16 protein-coding genes are annotated in these 17576 nt (G+C 72.1%); 11 read left to right on the plus strand and 5 right to left on the minus strand.

Annotated elements, in window-relative coordinates; all coding sequences use genetic code 11:
• Positions 1-313 precede the first annotated feature (313 nt).
• From aroH to der, 5 genes are all read left to right on the plus strand, one after another.
• Positions 314-676 (plus strand): chorismate mutase, encoded by a 363-nt coding sequence (aroH, locus tag EST92_RS14275; RefSeq protein WP_129281306.1) that lies wholly within the window; start codon positions 314-316, stop codon positions 674-676.
• Entirely contained in the window at positions 673-1758 is a 1086-nt protein-coding gene (locus tag EST92_RS14280; RefSeq protein WP_129281307.1) for a prephenate dehydrogenase, read from the plus strand. The genes aroH and EST92_RS14280 overlap by 4 nt, the downstream gene beginning before the upstream one ends.
• 86 nt (positions 1759-1844) lie before the next feature.
• On the plus strand, positions 1845-2588 hold the full coding sequence (gene cmk / locus EST92_RS14285) for a (d)CMP kinase (RefSeq protein WP_129281308.1): 744 nt from the start codon (positions 1845-1847) through the stop codon (positions 2586-2588).
• Positions 2585-3241: a lysophospholipid acyltransferase family protein gene (locus EST92_RS14290; RefSeq protein ID WP_129281309.1), complete on the plus strand. Its 657-nt coding sequence runs from the start codon at positions 2585-2587 to the stop codon at positions 3239-3241. The genes cmk and EST92_RS14290 overlap by 4 nt, the downstream gene beginning before the upstream one ends.
• 69 nt (positions 3242-3310) lie before the next feature.
• Complete coding sequence (gene der, locus EST92_RS14295) at positions 3311-4771, plus strand: ribosome biogenesis GTPase Der (protein ID WP_129281310.1); 1461 nt, start codon at positions 3311-3313, stop codon at positions 4769-4771.
• Positions 4772-4801: 30 nt separating this feature from the next.
• Here der and EST92_RS14300 read toward each other — a convergent pair whose 3' ends face one another.
• Positions 4802-5137 (minus strand): hypothetical protein, encoded by a 336-nt coding sequence (locus tag EST92_RS14300; protein ID WP_129247592.1) that lies wholly within the window; start codon positions 5135-5137, stop codon positions 4802-4804.
• 183 nt (positions 5138-5320) lie between these two features.
• Positions 5321-6130 (minus strand): hypothetical protein, encoded by an 810-nt coding sequence (locus tag EST92_RS14305; protein ID WP_129281311.1) that lies wholly within the window; start codon positions 6128-6130, stop codon positions 5321-5323.
• Positions 6131-6414: 284 nt separating this feature from the next.
• Between EST92_RS14305 and EST92_RS14310 the strand changes: the two genes are divergently transcribed.
• From EST92_RS14310 to EST92_RS14325, 4 genes are all read left to right on the plus strand, one after another.
• Positions 6415-7011 (plus strand): transglycosylase family protein, encoded by a 597-nt coding sequence (locus EST92_RS14310; RefSeq protein ID WP_129281312.1) that lies wholly within the window; start codon positions 6415-6417, stop codon positions 7009-7011.
• Positions 7012-7312: 301 nt separating this feature from the next.
• Complete coding sequence (locus tag EST92_RS14315; RefSeq protein WP_129281313.1) at positions 7313-8572, plus strand: glycosyltransferase family 4 protein; 1260 nt, start codon at positions 7313-7315, stop codon at positions 8570-8572.
• Positions 8569-9546: a hypothetical protein gene (locus EST92_RS14320; RefSeq protein WP_129281314.1), complete on the plus strand. Its 978-nt coding sequence runs from the start codon at positions 8569-8571 to the stop codon at positions 9544-9546. The genes EST92_RS14315 and EST92_RS14320 overlap by 4 nt, the downstream gene beginning before the upstream one ends.
• A 72-nt stretch (positions 9547-9618) precedes the next feature.
• Positions 9619-10653 (plus strand): YafY family protein, encoded by a 1035-nt coding sequence (locus EST92_RS14325; protein ID WP_129281315.1) that lies wholly within the window; start codon positions 9619-9621, stop codon positions 10651-10653.
• Here the strand turns inward: EST92_RS14325 and ctaD are convergent.
• Positions 10544-12223: a cytochrome c oxidase subunit I gene (ctaD, locus tag EST92_RS14330; protein ID WP_129281316.1), complete on the minus strand. Its 1680-nt coding sequence runs from the start codon at positions 12221-12223 to the stop codon at positions 10544-10546. The two genes, EST92_RS14325 and ctaD, sit on opposite strands and share 110 nt — an antisense overlap.
• A 564-nt stretch (positions 12224-12787) precedes the next feature.
• On the opposite strand from ctaD, the gene EST92_RS14335 reads away from it, so the two are divergent.
• Entirely contained in the window at positions 12788-13003 is a 216-nt protein-coding gene (locus tag EST92_RS14335) for an I78 family peptidase inhibitor (protein WP_129281317.1), read from the plus strand.
• A 100-nt stretch (positions 13004-13103) separates the two neighbouring features.
• On the opposite strand, the gene EST92_RS14340 is transcribed toward EST92_RS14335, so the two are convergent.
• A complete protein-coding gene (locus EST92_RS14340; protein WP_174244018.1) occupies positions 13104-14138 on the minus strand; it encodes a phosphatase PAP2 family protein in 1035 nt (344 codons plus the stop codon).
• 265 nt (positions 14139-14403) lie between these two features.
• Positions 14404-15597, minus strand: a complete 1194-nt coding sequence (locus EST92_RS14345) for a glycosyltransferase family 39 protein (protein ID WP_129281318.1) — start codon at positions 15595-15597, stop codon at positions 14404-14406.
• Between the two features lie 210 nt (positions 15598-15807).
• Here EST92_RS14345 and EST92_RS14350 point away from each other — a divergent pair, with 210 nt between their 5' ends.
• Entirely contained in the window at positions 15808-17460 is a 1653-nt protein-coding gene (locus tag EST92_RS14350) for an MFS transporter (RefSeq protein ID WP_174244019.1), read from the plus strand.
• Positions 17461-17576 lie beyond the last annotated feature (116 nt).

A 17576-nucleotide genomic window follows, 5' to 3' on the forward strand; every position in this document is an offset into this window, starting at 1 on the left:
ACACCCACCCGCGGAGGCCCGTCACCGCACCCCACAGCCCCGCGCAGCGGCACCGCCCGCCGCAGGCGCCACGGCGACAAACCACCACGGCGGGAAAGCCGACAACGTACGACGCGCCGCAAAGCGCAACGGCGGGCGCACCGCGAAGCGGGCGACAAACGGCGAGAGACTCGCACGGCGGGAAAGCCAAAAACGTGGGAAGCCAGCCAAGCGTGCCGCGCTGCCGGCCGCCGGATACGGAATGTCGGTGCGGCTGGTTACGCTGATCTGGACGCGCGCAGGTGCGTGCGGCCGGACGCAGGGGAGCAGTGACGTGGCGGTACGAGCGGTCCGCGGGGCCGTCCAGCTGGAGCGGGACGACGCGGGGCACATGCAGGAGCAGGTCGGCGAGCTGCTCACCGCCATCCTGGAGCGCAACGACCTGGTCGCGGACGACCTCATCAGCGTGTGGTTCACCGCCACCCCCGATCTGCACAGCGACTTCCCGGCCGCCGCCGCCCGCGCCCTGGGCATCACGGACGTCCCGCTGATCTGCGCCCAGGAGCTGGACATCGCCGGCGCCATGGAGCGCGTGGTGCGGGTGCTCGCCCACGTCGAGACCGGGCTGTCCAAGGCCGGGATCGCCCATGTCTACCTCGGCGCGGCCGGGGCGTTGCGGAAGGACATCGCGCAGTGAGGACCGCACTCGTCATCGGAACGGGCCTGATCGGCACCTCGGCCGCGCTCGCGCTGCACGCACGGGGCGTGCAGGTGTTCCTGGAGGACCACGACCAAGCCCAGGCTCTCACCGCCGCCGCACTCGGCGCGGGCACCGCCGAGCCCCCCGCCGAGCCGGTTGATCTGGCCATCGTGGCCGTCCCGCCGGCCCATGTCGCCACGGCACTGGCGGACGCGATGCGCCGCGGCGTGGCCCGCGCGTACCTCGACGTCGCCAGCGTCAAGGGTGGCCCGCGCCGTGAGCTGGAGGCGATGGGCTGCGATCTGTCCGGTTACCTCGGCACCCATCCGATGGCCGGCAAGGAGCGCTCCGGCCCGCTGGCCGCCACCGCCGACCTCTTCGAAGGCCGCCCCTGGGTGCTCACCCCCACCCGCGACGGCAACACCGAGGTGCTCAACCTCGCCCTGGAGCTGGTCGCGCTGTGCCGGGCCGTCCCGGTCGTGATGGAGGCGGACGCGCACGACCGCGCTGTCGCCCTCGTCTCGCACACCCCGCAGCTGCTCTCCAGCCTCGTCGCCGCCCGGCTCAAGAGCGCCGACGAGACCGCCGTGCGCCTGTGCGGCCAGGGCATCCGGGATGTGACACGGATCGCGGCCTCCGACCCGGAGATGTGGATCGACATCCTGTCCGCCAACCCGGGCCCGGTCGCCGACGTGCTGTCCGAGATCGCCGCCGACCTCGACGAGACCGTGCGGTCGCTGCGCGCCCTGGAGTCCGCCGACGAGGAGAAGCGCGGCGGCGGCGCCCTCGGCATCGAGGACGTGCTCCGCCGTGGCAACGCCGGCCGGGACCGGGTGCCCGGCAAGCACGGCGCCGCCCCGGCCACCTACGAGATCGTCGCCGTCTACATCGGTGACCAGCCCGGTGAGCTGGCCCGGATCTTCGCCGACGCCGGCCGGGCCGGGGTCAACATCGAGGACGTCCGCATCGAGCACGCCACCGGCCAGCAGGCGGGCTTCATCCAGCTCATGGTCGAGCCGCAGGCCGTGCCGGGGCTGACCGCGGAGCTGCGGGAGCGGGGCTGGTCCATCCGGCAGTGACACCGTGGACGGGGCGGTGCGGGTGAGCCAGTAACCTTGTCCGAGGCCCTTATGGCCCTTGGACCCCCGCCCCGTGTACAAGAAAGGTGTTCGTCACCGTGGAAACCGCCGCTCGGACCGCCCCGGCAGCAGTGATTGTCGCCATCGACGGCCCCGCAGGCACGGGCAAGTCCAGCACGTCCAAGGCCGTCGCCGGCAAGCTCGGCCTCGGCTACCTCGACACCGGCGCCCAGTACCGCGCGATCACCTGGTGGATGCTGAACAACGGTATCGACGTCAATGACGCGACCGCGGTGGCCGACGCCGCCGCCAAGCCCGTGATCGTCTCCGGCACCGACCCGGCCGCCCCGACCATCACGGTCGACGGCCTGGACGCCGCGGGCCCGATCCGCACCCAGGAGGTCACCGCCGCGGTCAGCGCCGTCAGTGCGGTCCCCGAGGTGCGGGCCCTGATCACCGACCTGCAGCGCTCCATCGCCGCCGAGGCGCCGAACGGCATCGTCGTCGAGGGCCGGGACATCGGCATCACGGTCCTGCCCGACGCCGACCTCAAGGTCTTCCTGACCGCCTCTCCCGAGGCGCGGGCGGCCCGTCGCAGCGGTGAGCTCAAGGGCAAGGACCCCCAGCAGGCCACCGACCTGGCCGCCACCCGCGAGGCGCTGATCAAGCGGGACGCCGCCGACTCCGGCCGGAAGACCTCCCCGCTGGCCAAGGCGGAGGACGCGGTCGAGGTGGACACCACCGAGCTGACCCTGGAGCAGGTCATCGAGTGCGTGGTCACCCTCATCGAGGGCGCCGGCGCCGAGAAGGCGGGGCGGGTCGCCCGGTGACCGACAGCGGCAGGGCGCCGAGCGCGGCCGGCGCCGCGGTCGGCCGGCGGATCGGCATCGGCCTGATGTACGGGCTGTGGCGGCCGCGGGTGCTGGGCGCCTGGCGGGTGCCGTCCACCGGACCGGCGATCCTCGCCGTCAACCACTCGCACGGCATCGACGGCCCGATGCTGATGGGCACCGCGCCGCGGCCGGTGCACTTCCTGATCAAGAAGGAAGCCTTCGTCGGCCCGCTGGACCCGTTCCTGCGGGCCATCGGGCAGCTGAAGGTGGACCGCAGCACCGCCGACCGCAAGGCGATCACCGACGCGCTCGGCGTACTGGAGGACGGCGGGGTGCTGGGGATCTTCCCGGAAGGCACCCGCGGCGAGGGCGACTTCGCCTCCCTGCGGGCCGGCCTGGCGTACTTCGCGGTGCGCTCCGGCGCCCCGGTCGTGCCGGTGGCGGTGCTCGGCAGCACGGACCGGCACAGCCGGCTGACCTCCGCCGTCCCGCCGCTGCGTGCCCGCGTCGACGTCGTCTTCGGCGACGCCTTCGAGGCGGGCGACGGGAGCGGCCGGCGCACCCGTAAGGCGCTCGACGAGGCGACCGTACGGATCCAGGAGCGGCTGACCGCCCACCTGAACCGGGCCCGGCGCCTGACCGGGCGCTGAACCACACTTGAGTAGTGGGCCGCGCACGAGCGGCCCACCGACCACGATGATGAACGAGGAACGGACTTCATGAACGACCAGATCCCTACCGGCGACGAGCACGGTGCGCTTGGCGACGCCGAGTACGCGGAGTTCATGGAGCTCGCCGCGGAGGAGGGCTTCGACCTGGAGGAGGTCGAGGGCGACATCGCCGCGGCCGGCCACGGTCCGCTGCCCGTCCTCGCCGTCATCGGCCGCCCCAATGTCGGCAAGTCGACGCTGGTGAACCGCATCATCGGCCGCCGTGAGGCGGTCGTCGAGGACAAGCCGGGCGTCACCCGCGACCGCGTCACCTACGAGGCCGACTGGAACGGCCGCCGGTTCAAGGTCGTCGACACCGGCGGCTGGGAGCAGGACGTCCTCGGCATCGACGCGTCCGTGGCGATGCAGGCCGAGTTCGCCATCGAGGCCGCGGACGCGGTGGTCTTCGTCGTCGACGCCAAGGTCGGCGCGACCGACACCGACGAGGCCGTCGTCAAGCTGCTGCGCCGGGCCGGCAAGCCCGTGGTCCTGGTCGCCAACAAGGTTGACGGTCCGTCGGGCGAGGCCGACGCCGCCATGCTGTGGTCGCTCGGCCTCGGCGAGCCGCACCCGGTCTCCGCCCTCCACGGCCGCGGCACCGGCGACATGCTCGACGCCGCTCTGGACGCCCTGCCCGAGGCGCCCGCGCAGACCTTCGGCACCGCCCTCGGCGGCCCCCGCCGGATCGCGCTGATCGGCCGGCCGAACGTCGGCAAGTCGTCGCTGCTGAACAAGGTCGCCGGCGAGGAGCGGGTGGTCGTCAACGAGCAGGCCGGCACCACCCGTGACCCGGTCGACGAGATGATCGAACTCGGCGGCAAGACCTGGAAGTTCGTGGACACCGCCGGTATCCGCCGCCGGGTGCACCTCCAGGAAGGCGCCGACTACTACGCCTCGCTGCGCACCGCGGCGGCCGTCGAGAAGGCCGAGGTCGCCGTCGTCCTGATCGACGCGTCCGAATCCATCAGCGTCCAGGACCAGCGCATCATCACGATGGCCGTCGAGGCCGGCCGCGCGCTGGTCATCGCCTACAACAAGTGGGACACCCTCGACGAGGAGCGCCGCTTCTACCTGGAGCGGGAGATCGAGCGGGACCTGGTGCAGATCCCGTGGGCGATGCGGGTGAACGTCTCCGCGCGCACCGGCCGCCACATGGAGAAGCTGGTCCCGGCGATCGAGACCGCGCTGGCCGGCTGGGAGACCCGGATCCCCACCGGGCGGCTGAACGCCTTCCTCGGTGAGATCGTCGCCTCGCACCCGCACCCGATCCGCGGCGGCAAGCAGCCCCGCATCCTCTTCGGCACCCAGGCGGGCACCAAGCCGCCGCGCTTCGTCCTCTTCGCCTCCGGCTTCCTGGAGGCCGGCTACCGCCGCTTCATCGAGCGCCGGCTGCGCGAGGAGTTCGGCTTCGACGGGACGCCGGTCCACATCTCCGTGCGGGTGCGCGAGAAGCGCAGCAAGAAGAAGTAGCGGCTGTCCCCTCCGGGCCGCGCAGACGGATCAGTGCCCGTGCGGCCGGTGGTCCCGCCGCGCCGGCGGCAGCGCGGGGGCATGGCCCCGCGGGTGGTACGGCGGCCGGCTCACGACCTCCCAGTGGCCCGTGGGCGCCGTACGGCTCCAGTCCCCGGCGCCGCGCAGCACCTCCGGGGTCTCCGGCTCGTCCGTCCGGTCCCCGGGCAGCGCCCGGAAGGAGCGGCGGTACTCGGCGTACAGCGCGTCATAGATCGGGGTGGCCGAGCCGTGCTCCGCGGTGTGCGTCGTCCCGTGTTCGTACGACGGGCGCATGCCGGGGATCGGGTGGGTGTAGGCGTGGGAGGAGGGGTCGTATGCGTGCACGTATGTGCCAACGACCCTGATGGCCACGGGATGCGGCTTTCGCGCGGAAATGGCTGATCGCGAGGGCAAGACCGTCCGGAATGGCGGTCCTGCCCCCGCGATCGGGTGCCGAGGGCGTGTCCGCAAGGTCCCGTCGTCCGCCCGTAGAGCCAGGCGGGACGTCGCGGACACGCCCCAGGACGGTCAGGTGCCGGCCAGCGGCATCTCCGCGGCGACCAGGGCGCCCTTCGACGCGGCGTTCTCCAGCGCCTGCCGCATCAGGTCCTCGCGCGGCTGGTGGCCGATGGTGCCGGACGGCGCGGCGTACATCACCACCGACTGCGACTTGTTGGCCGCGGCGCGCCAGCCGTCGGAGACGGCCAGCGGCTGGTGGGCCTGCCACCAGGCGGCCTGGTTGCCGGCGCTGCCCGGCTGGAGGACGGCGTGCAGCTTGCCCATGGCCAGCAGTGCGGACCAGCCCGGGTTCGGGCCGGGGAGCTGGCTGACGTCCGTCACCGGGTGGAAGCCCTGCTCCAGGAGCAGCGGGAGGAAGTCGTCGTCCGGACCGGTCGAGCCGGGACGGGCGATCGGGCCGTCCGGCTCGACCACCAGGGCCGGGCGCAGATCGTCCTCGATCAGCACCAGGCCGCAGGTGATCCCGAGGGTGGCCTGGCGCGGGGTGGTCGGGACCGGGGCGGCCGGCGCGGGCCCCGGTCCGGGCGTACGGGCGGCGGCGTCCTCTCCGGTGATGGAGCGCACGGCTCCCTGGAGCTGCTCCTCCGACACCGGGACGACCTGGGAGGGGATGCACGTGGCATGGGCGAACGCGAGTACCGCGGTCTCCTCGCCCACGAACAGGACGGTGCTGGTGCGCTCCTGGTCGCTGTCTCCTGGGGTCCGGCAGGAGGTGCAGTCATAGCTGCCGGGGGCGTCGCCACCGGCCAGCAGGCGGTCGGCTTCTTCGTCGCCGATCTCGGCGCGAACGTCGTCACTGACGTCGAGCATGCGCGGCACGGGTGGCTCCTCGATCTCTGTGCGTCTGCCGGGTGGTCTCCCGGCTCGTACAAGGACAACGGGTGACCTGCGGCAGGGGTCACGCGAGGGCGGGAACAGAATCGAACCAATCGCCGCACAGGGGAATTCAGCGGAAAGCCGCCCCGCAAGCGGTCACATAGCGCCAGCTCTTGCGCAGAACCTGGCGCAGTCGGCGGCGTCGCGTACACCGGACCGGGTGGGAACGGGCCGGTGAGGGCGTGCCGCGCTGGCCAACGGCGGACGGCTGCTTACCGTCACCGGCTATGTCGGACAACTCTTCGTCGCCACGGCGCTTCGCGGGATCCGTCGGACTGCTCACCTCGGCGGCCGCCGCCCTGGTCCTGTGTCTGCCCGGTGGTGCCGCCGCCGACGGGCCGGACGGCAACGGCACGGGCGGCAACGGCCCGGGCGGCAGCGGCGGCAAGGGCGCGTACGCCTGCGCCGAGGACCAGTGGCCGTGGGGCTGCCTCGCGGAGTGCGAGAGCAGCGGCGACTGGCACATCAATACCGGCAACGACTTCTACGGCGGACTGCAGTTCTGGCAGCCCACCTGGGAGGCGTTCGGCGGCCTGGAGTTCGCCCCGCGGGCGGATCTCGCCACCCGTGACGAGCAGATCGAGATCGCCAAGAGGGTGCAGGCCGTGCAGGGCTGGGGTGCCTGGCCGGAGTGCGCCCGACGCTACGGGCTGATCGAGGAGGGCAGCCGGACCCATGTCGTACGTCCCGGGGAGACACTCGGCAAGATCGCCCGCAAATACCGGGTGAAGGGCGGCTGGCAGGCGCTCCACGAGGCCAACCGGACGGTCCTGGGGGACAACCCGCACCGGCTGACGGTCGGCACCAGGCTGCGGCTTCCCTAGGGACCCGTCGGGGACTCGTCGGGGACTCGTCGGGGATCCGTCAGGGATCCGCGGGAGCAGAGGGCGGGCACCGTGCGGTGTCTCCCCTAAGGGGGCCGAGCGCATTCAGGGGGACGGGGTTCCATGCAGCCGCTACCGATGTCCTAACTCTTTCGGAACAACTTGGCGTGTCCGCCCAACCCGGAACCTCCTTTCGTCGTCCTTCCGTTCAGCAGGGGGATACGTCGCGCCATCAGGAGGGGAGTGCGACGTGACCCGAGGGGACCAGCAAGGACCGGAAGACCAGGGGATACGGGGACGGATGCACATCTCATTCCTGATTCACAATGCGTACGGGATAGGGGGGACGATCCGCACCACGTTCAACTTGGCCCGCACGCTCGCCGAGCAGCACGACGTCGAGATCGTGTCCGTCCTGCGCCACCGCGACGCGCCGGTCTTCGACCTCGGTTCCCGGGTCGCGCTGCGGCATCTCGTGGACATCAGGGAGAGCGGCCCCGGCTACGAGGGCGCGGATCCCGCGCACGCGCGCCCCGCCAGGGTCTTCCCCGCCGCCGAGGTCCGCTACAGCCAGTACAGCGAGCTCACCGACCGCCGGATCGCCCAGCATCTGCGCCGCACCGAGGCCGATGTCCTGGTCGGCACCCGGCCCGGACTCAATGTGCACATCGCCAAGCAGGCGCGCCGCGGCCCGGTCCGCATGGGCCAGGAGCACCTCACCCTCGACACCCATAAGCCGGCGCTCAAGCTGGCGCTGCGCAGCGCCTATCCGCGCCTCGACGCGGTCACCACCGTCACCGAGGCCGACGCCCGTTCCTACCGCCGGACGCTGCGGCTGCCCGGTGTGCGCATCGAGTCGGTGCCCAACAGCGTGCCGGCGCCCGCCGTTGCGGCCGCCGACGGCAGCGGCAAGTGGGTCGTCGCGGCCGGCCGGCTCACCCGCGTCAAGCGCTATGACGTCCTCATCCGCGCCTTCGCCCAGGTCGTCGCCGCGCGTCCGGACTGGCGGCTGCGGATATACGGCGGCGGCACGGAGAAGGCCGCGCTGCGCGCGCTGATCGACGAACTCGGCCTGTACAACCACGTCTTCCTGATGGGCCCGGCCAACCCCCTGGAGCCCGAGTGGGCCAAGGGCTCGATCGCGGCCGTGTCCTCCAGCCTGGAGTCCTTCGGGATGACGATCGTCGAGGCCATGCGCTGCGGGCTCCCGGTCGTCGCCACGAACTGCCCGCACGGCCCCGGCGAGATCATCGCCGACGGGGTGGACGGCAAGCTCGTGCCGGTCGGCAATCCGGAGGCGCTGGCCGGCTCACTGCTCACGCTCATCAACGACGACGACGCCCGCATCCGGATGGGCGGCGCCGCGCTGGCCTCGTCCGCCCGCTTCGACCCGGCCATGGTCGCCGGGCGCTACGAGGCACTCTTCGGGGAGCTGCTCGCCCGCCGCCGGGGAAGCCGGCTGCACTGCGGCCTGCATCGCGCCCGGGGAGCCCTGCTCGGCGGCGCATACGCCACCAAGGATGCGGCCCGCGCCGCGCTGAGAGGGGTGCGGACGGTATGACGGCGTCGAGCCAGCTGACCGCGACCGGACCGAATATGAAGGAGTCCTCCGCCATCGATCAGGAACCTGAGGTGCCGGCCAGACCGGGGCCCGACGGCACCGAACCGCCGCGGGAGCGGGGCGCCACCACGGCGCCGGCGGAGCTGCGGGCCGACTGCATCGCGGACTCCGCAGGCGGTCTCACCTTCGATCTGAACGTCCCCCAGGACACCCACGTCACCTGGAGCGCGGCGCTGGTGCTGCGGCTGCGCGGCGGCGACGGCGCGGACGACGAGGTACGGCTGCCGCTCGGGCCGAACGGCGCCGGCCGGCTGCGCGCCGTGCTGCCCAGCACCGTCGCGCTCGCCGAGGGCCGCTGGAACGCCTACGCCGACCTCGGCGACGGCGAGGACCCCCGGCGCCTGCTGCCGGGCATCAACGATCTGCGGTCCCTGGTGGACCGTCGGCCGCTGGCGGGCATCGGCCGGCTCGGGGTGCGCATCCCGTACGCGACCAAGTTCGGCAACCTCGCGCTGCGCAGCTGGCTGCGCGGCCCGCACGCCGAGGCCGGCGACATCCTTGTCACGCCCGACGGCATGACGGTCTCCGGCCGGCTCTACGGCGCCGCGCCGGCGGCCGGCGCCCGCGCGGAGGCCTGGCTGCGGCGCACCGCCGCGTCCGCGGAGGCCCCCGCGGTCACGGTCACCGTCCCGCTGACCGTCGAGGGAGCGGAGTTCAGCTTCACGCTGCCCTATGCGGAGCCGGCCGGGCACTGGGAGGACGGCAGCGAGCCGTGGGACCTGTGGCTGCGTCTGGCGGAGGGCGCCCGGCCGGTGCGGATCGCCCGCCTCCTGGACGATGTCGCCGACAAGAAGCAGGTCTTCGCCTACCCCGTGATGCCGGTGCGGACGGCCGCGGGGCACCTCAGGGTCGGCCCGTATTACACGCTCGACAACGACCTGGCCCTACGGGTCGCGGGACCGGCCGGGAGCTGAGGGGGAGCGGCCCGCGCGGTCCGGGGCGCACCGCGGACCGCAGCTGTCCGCAAAGGCTGCGAGACTCGGGCCATGTTGGAGACCTCGGCACGTCTGCTCCGCCTGCTCTCCCTGCTGCAGTCCCACCGGGAGTGGACCGGCGCGGAGCTCGCCGGCCGGCTCGATGTCACCGCGCGCACGGTGCGCCGGGACATCGACCGGCTGCGCGAGCTCGGCTACCCGGTCCACTCCGCCCCCGGGACGGCCGGCGGCTACCGCCTCGGCGCCGGCGCCGAACTCCCGCCGCTGCTGCTGGACGACGACGAGGCGGTGGCCGTCGCGGTCGGGCTGCGCACCGCCGCGGCCGGCGGCGTCGAGGGCATCGAGGAGACCTCCGTCCGGGCGCTGGCGAAGCTGGAGCAGGTACTGCCGCACCGGCTGCAACGCCGGGTCGGTGCGCTGAACGCCTTCACCGTGCCGATGCTCGGCGCGGGCGGCCCCCGGGTGGACCCGAACACCCTCACCGAGCTCGCACACGCCTGCCGCGACTGCCACCGGCTGCGCTTCGACTACACCACCCATGACGGCACGCTCTCCCGCCGCACCGTGGAACCGCACCGTCTGGTCTGCGCCCAGCGCCGCTGGTACCTCGTCGCCTGGGACGTGGACCGCGCGGACTGGCGTACCTACCGCGCCGACCGCATCACCCCCACTCCGCCGCACGGGCCCCGCTTCACGCCCCGCACCCCGCCGGCCGAGGACCTCGCCGCGTACGTCTCCCACGGCATCTCCACCCGCGCCTACGCGCAGCAGGCCACCGTGCTGGTGCACGCCTCGCGGGAGCAGGCCGCGGAACGCATCGGTCCGGCCGCCGGGACGCTCGAAGCCGTCGACGCACAGCGCTGCCTGCTGCACACCGGGGCGCACAGCCTCGACGTGCTGGTGGTGCACCTCGTGATGACGGGCTTCGACTTCGAGGTCCGTGAGCCGCCGGAACTGCTCGACCGCATACGGGAGATCAGGGACCGGCTGTCCCGGGCACTGGCAGTGTCACCGGCTGCTGCCCCACCTCCGGGTGGTGCAGATCGAATGCGGGGGACTCGGAGCGGATCCTCGGGAGCGTCGTGAAGTTGTGCCGCGGCGGCGGCGAGGAGGTCGCCCACTCCAGGGAGCGGCCGAAGCCCCAGGGGTCGTCCACCGTGACCTTGGCGCCGTAGCGCGTGGTCTTCCAGACGTTGTAGAGGAAGGGCAGGGTGGACAGCCCGAGCAGGAAGGAGCCGATGGTGGAGAGGGTGTTGAGGGCCGTGAAGCCGTCGGCGGCCAGATAGTCGGCGTAGCGCCGCGGCATGCCCTCCACCCCCAGCCAGTGCTGGACGAGGAAGGTCGTGTGGAAGCCGACGAACAGCGTCCAGAAGTGGATCTTCCCGAGGCGTTCGTCGAGCATTTTGCCGGTGAATTTCGGCCACCAGAAGTAGAAGCCCGCGTACGTCGCGAAGACCACCGTCCCGAAGACGACGTAGTGGAAGTGGCCGACGACGAAGTACGAGTCGGTGACGTGGAAGTCCAGCGGCGGCGCGGCGAGGATGACGCCGGTCAGCCCGCCGAACAGAAAGCTCACCAGGAACCCGATCGACCACAGCATCGGCGTCTCGAAGGACACCGAGCCGTGCCACATGGTGCCGATCCAGTTGAAGAACTTCACCCCGGTCGGCGCCGCGATCAGGAACGACATGAGGGAGAAGAACGGCAGCAGCACCGCGCCGGTCACGAACATGTGGTGCGCCCAGACCATCACCGACAGGGCCGTGATGGCCATCGTCGCGCCGATCAGCATGACGTACCCGAAGATCGGCTTGCGGGAGAAGACCGGGATGATCTCCGTGATGATGCCGAAGAACGGCAGCGCGATGATGTAGACCTCGGGATGGCCGAAGAACCAGAACAGGTGCTGCCACAGCAGCGCGCCGCCCCACTGTGCCTCGAACACCACCGAGCCGAACTGACGGTCCGCCTCCAGCACCAGCAGCGCGGCCGCCAGCACCGGGAACGCCATCAGCACCAGGATCGAGGTGAAGAGGACGTTCCAGGTGAACACCGGCATCCGGAACATCGTCATGCCGGGCGCCCGCAGCGTGATCACCGTGGTGATGAAGTTGACCGCGCCGAGGATGGTGCCGAAGCCGGCCAGCGCCAGCCCCATGATCCACATGTCGGGGCCGGAGCCGGGGGAGCGGGTCAGCGAGTTCAGCGGCGCGTAGGCGGTCCAGCCGAAGCTCGGGCCGCCGTCCGGGGTGAGGAAGCTGCCCAGCACGATCAGGCCGCCGAAGAGGAAGAACCAGTACGAGAGCATGTTCAGCCGGGGGAAGGCCACATCCGGGGAGCCGATCTGCAGGGGCATGATCTCGTTGGCGAAGCCGGCGAAGGCGGGGGTGGCGAACAGCAGCAGCATGATCGTGCCGTGCATGGTCACCGCCTGGTTGAACTGCTCGGGGCCGATGATCTGCAGCCCGGGCCGCGCCAGTTCGGCCCGCATCACCAGCGCCAGCACCCCGCCCACCAGGAAGAACCCGAACGACGTGATCAGGTAGAGGTGCCCGATCTTCTTGTGGTCGGTGGTCGTCAGCCAGTCGACCAGCACCGCCCCGCGCGACCGCGCCCCAGGAGGCCGGAGGTCCGCCCGGCCGGTGTCCGTAACCATCCGCTGCACCTCGTTCGTCGAGGGTGTACTGGGGCCCGGGACATGATCCCCGCGGCCGCGGCGCAGTGCGAGAGGGCGCTCCGAGCCGTTCCGGTGGGATCCGGCGGACCCGGTCCGGTGGGGGCCGGCGCGCCCGGTGGCCCCCACCGGCCGCGCCCGGTGGCCCGTCGGCCGGGCGGACGGGCGGTGCAGGGAAGTGCGCGGGCCCGGCAATCGGGGCGATGTGCGGGAAATGTGTGTGGAGTGTGTCTCGTTGGTCAATTTCCGGGCGGCCGATAAACGGTGCCGAGTAACGGAAATCCGGCGCTGCCGGGGGAATGTTTTCGGGCAGCGCGCCGCGCGGTCCCGAGCGGTTGTGCCCCTTTTGTATTCGATCAAGGTGGAATTTCGGCCGCCAAAAAATTCCACCCGGTTGCGCGGTCACGCGGCGCGTACGGGTGACGGAGTCCGGCGAACGCAGCAACGCATGCTGTGACACAAGTGTGACGAAGGACGGACCGGACGGTCATCGGCGTGTGGCAGGCCGGACTTCCACGGGCCGCCGCGGGCGCATACGGTGGCGTCATGGCTGATCTACCGAACCTGCCGGACAACCCTCAGGACGACGTCGAGGCGTACGTCGGCCTCGCGCGGGAGAGCGCCGAGGAGCAGGCCAGAGCGCGTGGCTGGACCACCGTCCGCTCCCTGCCGCCGGGCGCGATCATCACCATGGAGTACCTCTCCGGCCGGCTCAACTTCGAGGTCGAGGACGGCACGGTGCACCGCTGCTGGCAGGGCTGAGCGCCGCACGGACGACGAAGGCCCCGGCCGCTTCCTCGGGAGCGGCCGGGGCCTTCGTTGCGGGGTGGAGGTGTGCGTACCGGCCCCGGTCCGTGGGCGGTCAGCCGCTCCCGTTGCGGCCGCGCCCGGAGGTCGGGCTCAGCGGCGTGGTGCGGGGCATCCGGTCGGCGTGCGGCGGGCGCCGGCTGCCCGCCGGGGTGACCGGAGAACGCTCCGAGCGGATGGTGTACGGCCGTGTCGGGTGGTGCGGCCAGCCGTCCGGGGAGTGGCCGGCGGAATGGCCGCCCGTGCCGGCGGGGACCGTCTCGCGTACGAGCACCTCGCCGTCGGGCGCGATGCGCTGCCGGGACACCCCGGGAGCCAGCGAGCCGACCGGCAGCGGGCCGCGCAGCGAATCGGGGCGCAGCCGCAGCCACAGCCGCAGCAGGATGCCCATGAGGCGGTCCTCGAACCAGGTGACGCCGGGCTCCAGCCAGGGCATCGCCAGCAGCACCAGCAGGCCCGCGGCCCAGCCGAGCAGCACATCGCTGACCCAGTGCGTGCCGAGGTAGACGGTGGTCATCCCGACGCCCAGTGCGCCGAGCGCGGCGATCACCGACAGCGTGCGGCGGCGCAGGGAGGTGGTGGCGAGGTAGGCCAGCACGCCCCAGGTGACCACGGCGTTCGCGGTGTGACCCGAGGGGAATATGTCGCCGCCCAGATTCATCTCGTTGGCGCCGACCACGGTCGCGTAGTGCGGGCCGAGCCGGCCCATGCCGAGCTTGGCGGCGCCCACGGTGATGTTCAGCAGCAGCAGGGAGGCGCCGAGCACCAGCAGCGGGTGGAGGTTGCGCTGCTGCCAGCAGCGCCAGCCCAGCCAGGCCGCCACCGCCAGCGCGGTCGGCCCGCGCTGCCCCAGTACAACGAAGTAGTCGAGGAAGGCATGAATCTCAGGCCATTGCTTGTACGGCTTGAAGAACATGACTTGCCAGTCGAACGTGACCAGCCATGAAGTGGCCAGCACACCGACCACGATCGCGAGATACACCGCCAGCGTGCCCCAGAACAGCCACATCCGGGTCCGGGTCATGCGGGGTGGTCGGGCGCGATCGGTCGGGCGCTCCTCCATCTGGTCGAGCTTGTCATCGGTACGCACTCAATCGACGTTACCGCGTGTGATGTAGGTGCCTGGTCAAACTGTGCGCTTTGTAATGACGATGTGATGTGGAATGAGTCTCAAACCAGGCTTCGACGAAGGGATTTGCAAGGGAATTCCTGGCGATTTTCCATCGCTTCCCGTCATCCGCGTGTCGGCGCCCCGAGCGCCTTATCTGCTTTTCTCTGGACGGCGTTTATCCAGCCTTTGCCGCCAGGCCGCGTCACGTTTCCCCCCGGGGTGTTCACGGAGCGGAACCATCCGCTCACGGTGGGCCCGAACCGTTCAGCCAGAACGCCCCGTAGACCGCGGAGCCCGCCGCCAGCACCCCGATGGCCAGCCACGACCACACCGGCCGCCGACGGGCGAGCGCCACGGCCGGCGGCAGCAGCAGCGGATAGGCGGGCATCATCAGCCGCGGCTTGGACCCGAAGTAGCCCTTGGCGGTCAGCGCGAGCAGCAGCACCGTCCCGCAGTAGACCGCCAGCGGCAGCGGCTGGCCCTGCCGTAGACCGTGCACATACAGCCAGATCAGCAGCCCGACCCCGACGAGCAGCCCGAGCCCGGCCGCGACGGTGGGCCCCGACAGCTGCTGCCAGATGAACCGGCCGAACGCGAGGCCTCCGTCGAAGCCGTTGCCCCAGCCTCCCTGGACGTCCAGATACCCGGTGAACGAGCCCTGCCGCGCGCCCACCCACAGGTAGTAGCCGCACCAGCCGAGCGGTGCCAGCAGTACACCGGGCAGCATTCCCGGGTGCGCACGGAGCGCCGCGCGCAGCCGGACGCCGCCGCTCCGCTCCCGCCACAGCGTCACCGCCGCGGTGAGCAGCACCGCCGTGACCACCGCCGCACCCACCGGGCGGGTCAGCCCGGCCAGCGACGCCAAGACCCCCGCCACCACCCAGCGTTCGGTCAGCACGGCGTACACGCCCCAGGCCGCGAGCGCGGTGAACAGCGACTCCGAGTACGCCATCGACTGCACGATCCCGACCGGCAGCGCGGCCCACAGCGCGGCCAGCGCGATCCCGGCCCGCGGCCCGTACAGCCGCTCACCGGTCGCGTACAGCGCCCAGGCCGCGACCGCCGACGCGAGCCAGGCCACCGCCATCCCGGCGTCGGCGGGCGACAGCGGCAACAGCGCCGACAGTGCGCGCTCCAGCCACGGCAGCAGCGGGAAGAACGCGAGGTTGGAGTGGATGTCGCCGTTGGGCATCGGCACCTCGTAGCCGTAGCCCTGCTCGGCGACCCGGGTGTACCAGAGCGAATCCCAGCGGGCGGTCAGCAGGGTGTGCCAGTCGTTGCCGTCGGCCGCCGACCGGACCGCGAGCGTGAGCAGGCCCAGCAGCCGGATCGTCGCGTACGCCGCCAGCGCGGGCGCGGCCCGGCGCAGTGCGGTCGCCGCGGCGGAGCCGGCACACCGGGTCGGGCCGGGAACGCCGGCGGTCGCAAGATCGTTCATCCCGCCGATTATCCCGTGGCCGAAGAACGTCGGTCGACGGTGGGTGGGGGAACGCGGGGCGCTGCGATGCGCGTCTCATCGTGAGGTGAGCCACGCAGGGTACCTGCGGACTCGCGTAGTCTGACGTCTCTACTCGCCCGTGCCACCGGTTCCCCCGGGGCGCTTTCGCGCCCTGATCCGTGGCCGCGAGAGCATGACTGGAGGTGCTGCATGTCCGGGTCGACCGCGTCCGGCAGTGGACGGACGGCTGGTGTTCCCCGGCTTTCAGCTGGCGGTGTGAACCGCTGGACCGTGCTGATCGTGCTCTGCGTCAGCCTGCTCTTCGTCGCGCTGGACACCACGATCCTGTACGTCGCCGTGCCCTCGGTCACCGAGGACCTGCGGCCGGGACCCGTGGAGCTGCTGTGGATCGTGGACGTCTATCCGCTGATCGCGGCCTCGCTGCTGATCCTCTTCGGCACCCTCGGTGACCGCGTCGGACGCCGCCGCGTCCTCCTGCTCGGCTACGGCCTCTTCGGACTGGCCTCGGCCGCCGCCGCGCTCGCCCCCAATCCGCAGATCCTGATGGTGGCCCGCGCGCTGCTCGGCATCGGCGGCGCCATGATCATGCCGGCCACGCTGTCGATCCTGCGGCAGGTCTTCCCCGACCGGCGCGAGCGCGCGGTCGCCATCGGGGTGTGGAGCGCGGTGGCCGCGGTCGGCGCCGCGGTCGGTCCGGTCCTCGGCGGCTTCCTCGTCGAGAACTTCTGGTGGGGCTCGGTCTTCCTCATCAACATCCCGATGATGGCGGTGATGCTGCTGATCGGCCGGTGGCTGCTCCCGGAGTCGCGCGGTGAGCGCAACGGCCCCTGGGACGTGATCGGCGCGATCGTCGCCGCGCTCGGTGTGCTGGGCGTGGTCCTCGGCGTGAAGCGGATCGGCAGCGGCGCTCCGCTGCTGGGCTGGACCACACTGCTGCCCATCGTCCTCGGGGTGGCGTTGCTGATCCTCTTCGTCCGCCGGCAGCACCGGCGCACCCACCCGCTGATCGACATGCGGCTGTTCGCCCGGCCCGCGTTCGGCACCTCCGTCGGCTGCATCGTGCTGGCCATGCTCGCGCTGGTGGGCCTGCAGCTGATCGCCGTGCAGTACCTCCAGCTCGTCCTCGGACTGAGCCCGCTGGAGACCGGGTTGCGGATGCTGCCGCTGGTCTTCGCCGCGATGGCGGCCGGCCTGACCGGCTCGAAGATGCTGCAACTCCTCGGCCCGCGCGCCATGGTGTCCCTCGGCTTCGTGCTGACCGCCGTCGCGGTGCTCTGTCTGACGGCGATGAGCAGCCAGGACCGCCCCTGGCTGCTGTCCCTGGGCTTCGTGCTGCTCGGCTTCGGCTTCCAGTCCACGCTGTTCGGGGCGTACGAATCGATGCTCAACGAGGCGCCCGCCGAGCAGTCGGGCGGTGCCGCCGCGCTCGGTGAGACCTCCTACCAGCTCGGTGCCGGCATCGGTGTCGCCCTGCTCGGCAGCGTGATGAACGCCGCGTACGCCCCCGGTCTGGCCCGGGTCGACGGCGTTCCCGCGCGCGCCTCCGCCTCGGCCGCGCACTCCCTCGGCGAGGCCTACAAGGTCGCCGCGGGCCTGGACGGCACGGCCCGGGCCGCGCTGCGGGCGGCCGCCCGGGACTCCTTCGTCCGCGGCCTGCACATCACCCTCGTGGCAAGTGCCGTGCTGCTGCTGATCGGCGCGGGGATCGCGCTGCGGCTGCCGCGCCGGGCGGCGGAGTCCACGGAGCGGGCGGAGGCCGAGGGCGAGGCGGCCCCGGGCGAGCGGCCGGCCGGTGCCGGCTGCGGCAGCGGTGAGCCCGCCCCGGTGCGCTCCGGTCGCTGAACCGCGGTTCTCCGCTGCCGAGCCTGCGTGGCGCACGGCGGTGCCCCTTGCCGGGCGGCACGGCGGGCCGTACCGTCGGGTGAAATAACTACCACTGCTAGTTTTTCGCGCATCCG

Source organism: Streptomyces sp. TM32 (assembly GCF_004122755.1).
In the GTDB taxonomy this organism is placed as follows: domain Bacteria; phylum Actinomycetota; class Actinomycetes; order Streptomycetales; family Streptomycetaceae; genus Streptomyces; species Streptomyces sioyaensis.